This window comes from Paenibacillus sp. FSL R5-0914, assembly GCF_038004525.1.
Classification (GTDB): domain Bacteria; phylum Bacillota; class Bacilli; order Paenibacillales; family Paenibacillaceae; genus Paenibacillus_AQ.
Genome location: NZ_JBBORH010000004.1, coordinates 33,450 through 44,137, shown reverse-complemented (window position 1 = coordinate 44,137; position 10,688 = coordinate 33,450). Strand labels below are relative to the sequence as shown.

7 protein-coding genes are annotated in these 10,688 nt (G+C 37.7%); all 7 read right to left on the bottom strand.

Annotated features, from left to right (window positions below):
* Positions 1-32 precede the first annotated feature (32 nt).
* The gene (locus MKX60_RS29420) at positions 33-704 is read right to left on the bottom strand and encodes a hypothetical protein (RefSeq protein WP_341061776.1); all 672 of its coding nucleotides are present in this window, start codon (positions 702-704) and stop codon (positions 33-35) included.
* Between the two features lie 38 nt (positions 705-742).
* Positions 743-1,000, bottom strand: a complete 258-nt coding sequence (locus MKX60_RS29415; RefSeq protein WP_341061775.1) for a hypothetical protein — start codon at positions 998-1,000, stop codon at positions 743-745.
* Positions 1,001-1,447: 447 nt separating this feature from the next.
* Positions 1,448-1,678 (bottom strand): hypothetical protein, encoded by a 231-nt coding sequence (locus MKX60_RS29410; RefSeq protein ID WP_341061774.1) that lies wholly within the window; start codon positions 1,676-1,678, stop codon positions 1,448-1,450.
* A gap of 280 nt (positions 1,679-1,958) precedes the next feature.
* Entirely contained in the window at positions 1,959-3,671 is a 1,713-nt protein-coding gene (locus MKX60_RS29405) for a fibronectin type III domain-containing protein (RefSeq protein WP_341061773.1), read from the bottom strand.
* A gap of 525 nt (positions 3,672-4,196) precedes the next feature.
* Positions 4,197-4,478: a hypothetical protein gene (locus tag MKX60_RS29400; RefSeq protein WP_341061772.1), complete on the bottom strand. Its 282-nt coding sequence runs from the start codon at positions 4,476-4,478 to the stop codon at positions 4,197-4,199.
* A 99-nt stretch (positions 4,479-4,577) separates the two neighbouring features.
* On the bottom strand, positions 4,578-8,417 hold the full coding sequence (locus MKX60_RS29395) for a hypothetical protein (protein ID WP_341061771.1): 3,840 nt from the start codon (positions 8,415-8,417) through the stop codon (positions 4,578-4,580).
* A gap of 12 nt (positions 8,418-8,429) precedes the next feature.
* Complete coding sequence (locus MKX60_RS29390; RefSeq protein WP_341061770.1) at positions 8,430-10,688, bottom strand: hypothetical protein; 2,259 nt, start codon at positions 10,686-10,688, stop codon at positions 8,430-8,432.

Sequence of the window (10,688 nt, the reverse complement as noted above, 5' to 3'; positions counted from 1 at the left end):
TAATTTTTATCTACCTCTATACAATCTGAGCTCTAATTTTTTTGAACTATATCCACGTCGACAGTATCACTGGCCGCAATGATCACCGCTTTGCTTAAGTCTGCATTTGGGATTGCACTTAATGGAATTCTCAGTTCCAAGATCGCGCTTGTCGCCATATTCCCTGAATTCAGTATTCTCTTGGAGCCAATTCCATCAGCCGCATGTGCCTCGGGTGTACCTACATATTCTTGAAAAGCGTAAGCGCCTGTAACGATTCCACCATTGAACGACATCCCGTTTTGATATTGCGCCGCTGCATTTGATGCCTGTTGCATAGTCGTATAAGAACCCATATATGCAGTCCCATCATAATTTCCTATTTCTTCAGTTTGAGATCCTGTAGAACCGTTTCTATAATATTTAGTTACGTAATAACGATCATAAGTACTACACATATTGGCTCCGGCTACTTCATAACTGCTGGGCAAATTGTTCCATGCCTGATCTCTTACAGCACTGGAATTATAACGAGAGATTTGCAGTAAAGAAGGTGAATAATAGTCTTGTTCTGTTATAACAAGGGCGTTTGTACTGCATTTGTACTTATTGACTAGCACATGATAATTGTGTGTAATTGTATAGTAGGTTTGATGCTCTTTCACATTGTAATTTACAGCGACATTATTTTCATAAGTATCATAACTGTAATGACTGACATCCATGTCATACAACTGTGACGAGCCGGAATCATAGGTTCTTTTTAGCGTAAAAAGGTTAAATCTTCTTTCGACAAAGATAAAGAACCAGAAACGGTGGACACACTTTCTCCTTCCATTTCTACCCGATAAGGTGCTTCATCCAGCTTTACCTTGAGCATATCAAGTTTTGACTCTTCCGGTTTAGGAGGCGCACCAAACGCACCGAAAGTATTAAATTGTTTCAAATCGACGTTTGGCGCATCGGATTTCATTTGATCATATGCATTGTCGGTGCCATAGACCAGTTGGCTGACGGACAAAGGTTCATACACCGATTTGCTGACAGATAAGGGTTCGTATACTAGTTGACTCACCCAGAGTTCTAAACTATGGGTGAGTTTGATTTCCGGAATTTCCCCGGCAGGTTTTCGCCACTCACGTTCAATGTCATCAATTGTTTTACCGCTGTTTAACAGCTCCTGAATTTGCTTCTGATTCAGACCGACTTCTTCTGCGATGACTCCATATCGCGTCCTGCTTTTTCTTCGTTAAGATCGGCTAGAGCTTTTTCTTTCTAATTCCATTGTTTTAATTCGGGTAATTCGTTCGGTAAGCTCGCGATTTTTAGATATAGCCTGGCTCGCCGCTCTATCGATTATATCTTGAAGTAGTGATTGAATCAGATCTTGTTCCTGCTGCGGCTTCTTGCTCTTATCGCAGTGCTTGTTTTCGCTGTAAGCTTTGAACTTGCAGTTGCTCCTCAATAGCTAACTGTTTAGTTCTTGTTCAATCCATGCCTTTTCTTGATCAAGCAAATCAGAGTTTAACGAAAAATCTTCTGGAAGAATTGGACTGGTGTCGGACGGAAGCAAAGAACTTTCATAAGATGTCTCTTGTTCCGGATAAGAGCCTTCGGCTGCTCCCACAGGTTGATTCGGAAGTAAAAGAACAAAACTAAGAACCAGTGCAATAGATTTAACTAATTTTCTCCTCAACATAATCCGCCATAAATTTCTGAAATAACCCAGGCTATGAATCTATTGATCAATTCATTTTCATCGAAACTAGAATCGTCTATTATCGCAGTCACTTAACTGAGATCAAATCGGGAATCGAGCCTGAAAAGCTTTGACCATCTGAAAAATTCCGTTCGATATCAGGACATAACATCAACTGTAACATCAATCTTACTACTCTATTTTTGAGGAAACAGAGAACTACAGCAAGCGACTGGAATCACCTTCAAAAGAATCCATTTTTCAGGGTTAGTCCTATCCTTTAATCCACCCTCGAAGATATTAAATTTCCATTTCCATCATAATAAAAATAAAATGTAGTTCCATCTTGATATATTACGGATCTCAACCTACCATCACGGTTATAATTATATAGCGTTGAATCGTTATACGTTTTCACAGTCTGCACATTACTTTTATTAGATACATTACCAGAATTATCTTTTGCTACAATATAATATTGGTAGAATGTATTCTTGGAGAGGTTTAGAAATTCATAGTTCAATGTTGTCGAATTAGTTGTTGCCAATAACTCATTCTTAGGATGAGAATAAATATTATATTCTTTCACAGCAACATCATCTCTAGAAGGCGTCCATTTAAGAGAAATACTATTCCGGGTAACATTATTAATCATAAGAATGGGTGTAGTTGGAATACCGCTATCGAAATCAGCACTTGTATATTCAATATAAACTTCTGTTCTCATATCCCAGTAATTATGTAATTCATACTTCCAGAACGCAATTCCTTTAACTAGTTTATTGGCAGGAATCGCAGTAAGTGAGCTAGGATCATCAATAGTCAAGGAAGACAATATAGCATTTTTATCCTCATCAAATTCTTGGTGTGAAGTTTCGCCAATTTTCACACCAAGAGTTCCATCATCAACAGGGGATACATTTTTACCAAATAGATTCTCGCCCTCCTCATTAGTTTCCGTTAAGTAAACATTCATTGGATGATGAGGATTAACATCACCATTATCATCAGTGTGAGGGACAAAATAATTTTGAAAGTACATATATTGAATATTTTGAAATTTCATATCAGGTATATTAATATTGACCTTATAAGTTAAAAATCTAGTATTATATGTTTCAACCGTTGTTGGATCGATAATCAATGGATAATTTAGGCCTTCATCGTTTACATTAACTGTTAGATATGTTTTGCCATCCTTTTCATATAGAGATGTATCTATACGATCATATAGTATTTCCTTATCCCCCTCCTGTTTTACCCACATTCGAGGAATTGTTGCAATACTTTCGTTTTTATCGTTTAAGAAATATATATTTCCATCTTTATCGATATCAGATATCTTTACTTTATCAACGTCAATAAGAAACGTAAAACTTTTTGGTGCATCTTTCGTCTTTAAGATGATGTTCATCTTTAAACGATCATTCATAATCTTATAAGTTAAATCTGTACTCTCCCAAGCTCCTTTATAAGTTAAAGTATCCTCAAAATACTCTTTTTTTATATTATTAGCGATATTAAGAGGAAGGTATGATATAGAGTATTCCCCAGTTGAGTAATTAACCTTGGGTTTATTAACACTTCCAAATTTTATCTTAAAGGAATTAGCCTCAGATCCTTCCTCATACTCACTTTCCGAATTAGATAGTAAGCGCGAATTTTTAATCGGAATTATCTTGTTCTCGATATCTTCCCAAGTTTTGTTTTTCTCAGAATAGTAATGTTGTGGATAATTAGTTATGTGTGCTGTTATTACCTTTTTGTTGTCTATATAAAACTTTGCATTTTGACTACGATTGCTTTTTAGCTCTTTTAATTTATTTAACGTTGAATCTATTTTTTTTGCAGTATGCTCATTTGAATTACTAACAGTTTTTGAAATAGAGGATCCTTTTGTTGATATTTCTAAGGATTGTGAAGCAGTTACATTGGCATTTGTTGTTGTAAGTATCAATAATATCAATAATATATAGCACAGTATTTTTTTCATAAATTCTCCTTTTATGAGTTTTTTTTCAATCCAATACTAAGAATACTTCTGATATTCTCATTTCAATGTATTTTTTTGTAAACTATATATTAATTTTATTGTGTCTAAGATCGTACAAGGTCTGTATCTGAGTCTCAGAGATAAATGTTGGCTGTTCTATATAAATTAGCTGTCCGGTGCCTTCCTCCTTAACATCCGTTTCACGTTCAGGTCAAGCTTTCATATGTTGGGCATACACACCTAAAATTTCAATGCATTCGGCTTCAAGTAAGTTAACAATAGGCTTCCAAAATTCACCTATGCTCTCGCTTTCCATAGCAACGTGAGCACACTCATTTTGTTTAATCCAGTCAATTAATTGTAATAGAAACACAGTTTTAGTTGAAAAGATTTGAATCTCTTTTCCATTGACGTTAGAATACATGCGATCAGATTGCTAAGTCTTGTCGGATAAGGAATTATACGCAAAAGGACAGTCTAGTTGTAATTAACTAGACTGTCCTCTTTTCACTTCAATTGACATCTTTAACTTGCATTAAGATGATATGCCTCAACGACCGAAAATGAATGTAATCTATACTCTTTAAAATAAACTTTTCTAGGATTTAACTTAATGAAATTAAATATATCCCTCTCAAGCTCTTCTATACTCAATTTATGTTCACTAGGAATTATTACAGCATCCACGACGTTCTCAACTTCTGCAACCCGAATCTCTAATTGCACCATATACCAAAACTTTGCGTTCATATTCATTTTAATGAGGTATTTTTGATAGCGTGTGATTTTTTTATATGTAATGCTCATATATAAATTCTCCTCATATTCTATGTGTAACAATAATATTACCCTCATTTTAAAATTGGAGCTGCAACAAGCAGCTCCAATAAATATCTTAAAACTGTACTACTTGATTCGATGACTTCTGAAATACTCTGTCCAGTCATCAGAAATTACCACTGATACGACATCAACTTTTGTGTTGTATTCATTTTTAGCAGTAAAAGTAAACGAAACGGGTCCATCTGGAAGCTTTTCAAAAGAGCTGTCATAGAGTTCACCTGTCCAAAGTGTCTTATCGCTATTGGTTGGCGTTAACTGCGTGGTATACCCGCCTGTCATCGTTACTTCCACAGTATCAGGTAGACCTGTTGCTATCCCCTGCAGGACAAATCGTTCTCCTGCCCAGAATACGTTGTATCCTCTTGGACTCTCCTCATTTCCGCTCTTTTTCAAGTTATAACCTTTGCGATTATTATTCCACTCTTCGGTATGCTTCACTCCACCTTTTATACTTAATAGGTTCACCATGAAGTATTTACGCGCAGAAACATTACTCCAGCTGAACCCATCAAAAACTTCAACCTCTACAGCATACTTCTCATTTTCAATCAGAGAAGCGGCTGGAATCTGCCATTGCTTAGCGCTTGATACTTGTTCACCAGATTGTACCTTGATTGCACCGGTGGCCAAGTTAATAATTCGCACCTTATAACGTTGCTGCAGGTCTTTGTCCTCATCTTGATAATCCCATTTAATGATCGGTGTGAGTGTACTTGCGATCGTTGGTTTTGACGAGTCCGTACTAGTTGGATACGTAATATTAACTGTTGGAATTCGATTCACAACTGTTATACTATGGGATATTTCACGGTACAGCCCCAGAGAATCCGTTACAAGCTGTCTAAAGGTGAATACACCATTACTACTAAACTGCTTCGTGAAGTCCTTTTGAGTGCTTGCTAGGGCTTCTGTTCCACTTGATGGTTTTAAGAAATACTTGTGGCTTATTGTATCTCCTTTTGGTTCGTCCGGATCAGAGGCGGTACTCTTAATGTTCAGAATGTCCGTCCGGTAGATCGGTACCTTAGTCGCATCTTTACCAGTATCTGTGATCAGAGTGAATCCCGGCTTAGGTGCATTATCGATGATGAATGTTTTTTCATTTGATACATCTGACCATGAAAATTTGGAGTATGCCCGACCTTGCACTGTAAAGTATTCAAACCGTTCAAATGTATTATTTGGGATTTGATATTGTCTGAGCAATCCTGAAGGATCCGGATTTTCTATGGTGGAGACTAATAGACCATCCTTCGTAAAGAACTCTAACCTGTATTTCTCTTGTGAATCATTTTCCGGATCCGCGTAAGTCCACTTGATTAATGGATCGCCTTGTTCCGAGTCAATCACAGATGGGTTCGTTACTGTACCTGATGGACTAGTTAAAGTCATAGTAGGTGCCAAGTTTTCTTTCACTTGGACTTGCAATCCAGCGATATTCGACTTATCTCCTATCTGATCGATTGCCCAATGTTCTAACGTATATACCCCTGGATCTGAGAAAGTAAGCGTAATATCGCGAGTAAGATATGATTTCACTTCACCAGTACTGTTCGTTACTTTCCAGTAGTATTCTAACGAGCCTTGATCTGATGTATCCTCATCGATATCCTCAGACGTATATTGTTTCGTATCATACTGATTTACGGATGAAGGTCCGTTAATCTTAGCAACAGGAACATGATTCTTAACCATAAATGTACGCGTCGCATAAGAGCTTAACTTTCCATCAGAGGCTGTAAGCTGCATTTCCCAACTATCAGAAATGGCCTTTTTGTGTGAAATACCGTTACGATTAATAAGATCACGAATGGTCATAGATTGGTAACGGTTGTTTCCTGCCCAGTAGTAAGGAGAATCATTAAATTTTGCATTCCAGGCATAAGATAAAGCATCTCCATCTTCATCCGGATCTGGTGTTAAGTTATCCATTGTGATGATCGTGTCGCGGTAAATTTCGCTAGGCATTTTAAATGCGGCAGCCGGTGGATGATTGACTACCTGTACATTTTGACTATACCAATCCGACCACAAGCCACGATTATCATGTACTTGTAGATTGATTTGATAATTCCCTTCACCAAATGATGCGATATTCGGCGGTGTTGTCGCTCCACCCCAATGTTCCCATACCTTATTCCAACCATCTTTGATTGCAGTCCAGTAATATACATCTAATGGATCATTATCTGGATCGAAAGATTTGTCTGTAATGGTGGTAGATTTACGATAGGAAACGATATTCGGATCAACGGTAAATAACGCAACCGGTGGTAGATTAATAGACGCATTCCCCACAGTACGTTGACACCAATCACTCCATACACCGATTCCATTATCTCCATCCACATCACGGACTCTTAAACGGATGTCGTAACTGTCCTTTTCAAAAACTCCCCCAGGTGGCTGCCCGTCGATCCACATCTCATCTACACTCTTTTTATATTGCCATTGCCACTGCATAATCCCTTTATCAGCACTTGTAATATGATCTAAATCGTAGGACGAATCTATTAATTGAACATTTCCATTGATAAGCCTTGCTGAAAAAAGCGCTATTGGCTTGCGATGGACTTTAAAGCTCATCGTAGATGCGGCATCTTTACTCCACATCTGATATTCAGCAAAGCGAGCATCCTGTTTCGGTATATCCTTAGCTTGATAACTCACTACATATTGTCCGGTATACGGAAATGAAGTGTAAAGGCTCGTCCTCCATAGTCCCGAATCCCCTATAATCCCCATTGAGTTATCAAAGTAGTTCGGATCATGATCATATCTCACTCGATCAGCGTACTTAGCATCTCCTTCATAGTCTTCATAGGTGGTACCGCTATTCTCGATAGGACTATTCACGAGGACAAAAGCGTTTCGCTTAAGTCTATTGGTAACTTTAAAAGTCATATTCACAGATTCCGACAAATTCGCAGGATCAGCTACTTTTACAGTCATCGTATAATCCCCTGGAGGAATAGAGTCACCTATAGCATCTACAGGAATAGAGAAATACTGATATCCTTTCGTTTGAGATACTACCGTCTTCCTATAAAATACATTGGGTATCTCCGCACTTACGATAAGATCATCATTATCTGGATCATGGACATACCCCTCGATGTTAAGTGTATTGCGTCCAGGCTCGTTCTGCAGAACTTGATTATTAGGTGTATTTAACGAAATGGTAGGTGGACTGTTCGTTATTAAGGGGTATACAAATCGAATGGTATGACCAAAAGATATTAAATCATAACCATTTTCTGGTGCCAAACCTCCCGAGTTTCTTTGATAGCCTATCTGTAGCGAGTATTCTATAGATATCCCTTTGGGTATACCATCAAAAACATTTGAACCAATCCAATTTGAATAAGGGGTATCTGTTGCTAAATTAATTTTAGTATCAACGACATTTGGTTCGGTATCGTATGCTTTGAAAAACAGTTTTTCAAGTGGTTTAAACATGACATATTGACCATATGGTCCAGATGGACAACCATACGCGTAAGTCGGAAGATTTTGAGACATTGCCCCCTCACTTATTGCGCCAACACACATAGTTGTACCTTGGACTATACTCGACGAACCACTTTCTTTATGACGAGCGATAGTTGCTTTTGAAGTAAATAATGCATCTGGACTAATGTCAAATGTTAATTGTTTGGTTGTTTTATTGTATTTAATGTTATTAAGCTTTTGATTATTTATAGTTATATTTGAATTTCCGTAGTTCCATCCTGCATCATTGTACTCGGAGTAAGCAGGAATGTTAACATCCTTATAATTGACGATATTCGGATCACCAGTCGCAGCTTCTACGGTTTGAATATATATGCTCTGGCTAGGCATTAATCCGAATAATAAAGTGATTATAAGGACTAGAGAGAAAATTTCTTTTATTTTTTTCATTTAAGCACCTTTCTACCAGGACCAATCCACTTCTGGCGCTCGATTTTTCACTACTACTGTCCGTGAACTTAACTTTTGTCCATCTGAATTTGTAGATTTCCGGTCAGCTTCTGTCACAAACTCATCAATAGTTGGTTGACCAAATTCTTCAAAGACTGTAAGTCGGACTTCATATTTCCCTACCTCACTCAGCTCTAAATTCAAACGATCCGCATTTTCATTACTAAATATCACCCATTTTTCTCCTTCAAAGCTGCCATCATTATTAGAATCATAACGATACTCCCATAATCTGCGGCCGATTACATCTTTGTCAGGAGAATATGAAATATCATCTAATGAAACAATCGCTTTGCTCCCAAAGTCGGGACTTCGATAGACTACTCCTGGTAGAGTAAAGTAATTATACGGTACTTCATCTGGAACGATATCAAAAGTAATCTCACTACTATCTGAGTAACCAAGCGTGTTTTCCACATAAATCGTAGCCTTATATTTTCCAGGTTTCTTAAACAATACGTCTTTGCTTTCAAAATCAGACAATGTGCCACTATACTTGATATCTGCATTCGTCCCACCAGAAACAGCAGTGATGGTAACTTGCGTTTTACTCGATACTAAGGGAAACCTTGTAGGACTCTGGCTTCTATTGAATAATGTCATCTTACGATTTTGTTTAAGCGTTCCTTCTATGGATAAGCCTGCAGATGGCTTCGGCTCAGTGACGGTAATTTCTATACTCGTACTCCCGGTTTGATTTTCATTGTCTACAACTGTGAGCGCGATAGGCAATGTTTTACCAATTTGTTCTGGTGTGTACCACACATAACCTTTTGAAGCATTACCGATCTCTCCTTGCGCACCCGAAGTTTCCCACACGTAGATATTAATGTATCCATCTGGATCATAGGATGCTGCACCACTAATTAGTGTATCGTCTCCTGCTTTGACATATCTCGGCGCTGAAATTCTTGCTATAGGTGGCTTTCCTTCCGGTTCTGTTGGCTTAGTCGGAGGTGGAGGAAAAGTAATTTGTGGGTCGTTTTTACAAACAGTTGCCGAAATTTGTAGAGGCTGTTCCAGTGATGTGATGGTTCCATTCTTTGTAACGATCGGTTTTTTGAAACGAACGAGAACGGTTAGCGCATATTCTTGGGTAAGGCATTCCCCTGTAACGCTCGACTTTTTGATCACAAAATCAAATAGAGTACTAACGTTAAATGTCTTTGCAGACTCCTTTTTCGTCTTGAGTGTGTTGTTCCTATCTTTCTCTTTAGCATAGAACACCCACTCGTCAATGTTTGAAGCATCATTGTATCCTTGCAACTGCCCCATTAATGAAATTTGTACGGGTTCATCTTTATTCCCAAGCTTCGTAGGATTTGGATTAGGTTTATTTAGAGTTACGGTACCGATAAGTGTAGGTTCTGTAGGGAGTTTATAGTCAAAGGAGACATTTCCACTGTATTTGTAGGATGTTACATTAGCCGATGCAGTGTACCAATAATTCAAAAAGGTCTTATACCTTCTTCCGAGCGCATTCCCTCCTTTTCCAAAGCTCTCACTGACTTCTTCAGGATCATAGTCCACTTTGTCCTTATCAAGAGTGTGGTAGATAATAAATCTGTTCCCATTCACAATATTATGATTAACATAATTTAGAGGTAGTTTTTTATCATCGACATTGATACGAACAGATGACTCGACGATATCTGCAGAATCAATACCTGCATTAACACTACCGTTGTACCATTTTATCCCATCTCTAGAAGCATCCGATTTAGTTACTACTGTTAATGTTGGGGGATCATCCGAAGGATTACCTGATCCGGTACGATCGTAATGTTTTTGCGAATTATTATTGGGATCCCATTCATTAATCTGCCAACGTCTACCGTCTGAATATCGCCAAATTGAGTTTCCAGGTTCAGTATAAAATGGTTTCTCATATGAAGCAGCATATCCTTTTACACCATCAATCCTCTCTTTATTCGGGACACCTTTTAAAATCAATTTTATTTTCCCATTCTCTATCGAAAGACTAACTTTTTGATTGGTACCATTATATTTTAATGAAGATGTTAATATAGAAGTACTAGACACCCCACTTGGGATGTCTAGATAATATGTTTTCTGACTATTTGAAGAGCCAATTAAAGTTTCAGCCGGTATGGATATGGTTTTACTTGTTGAATCTGCAGCTTCGATAGATTCAGGTATAAAGGAAAGTACTAATGAAATGATTAGTACAGTTAAATATATCTTTTTCAT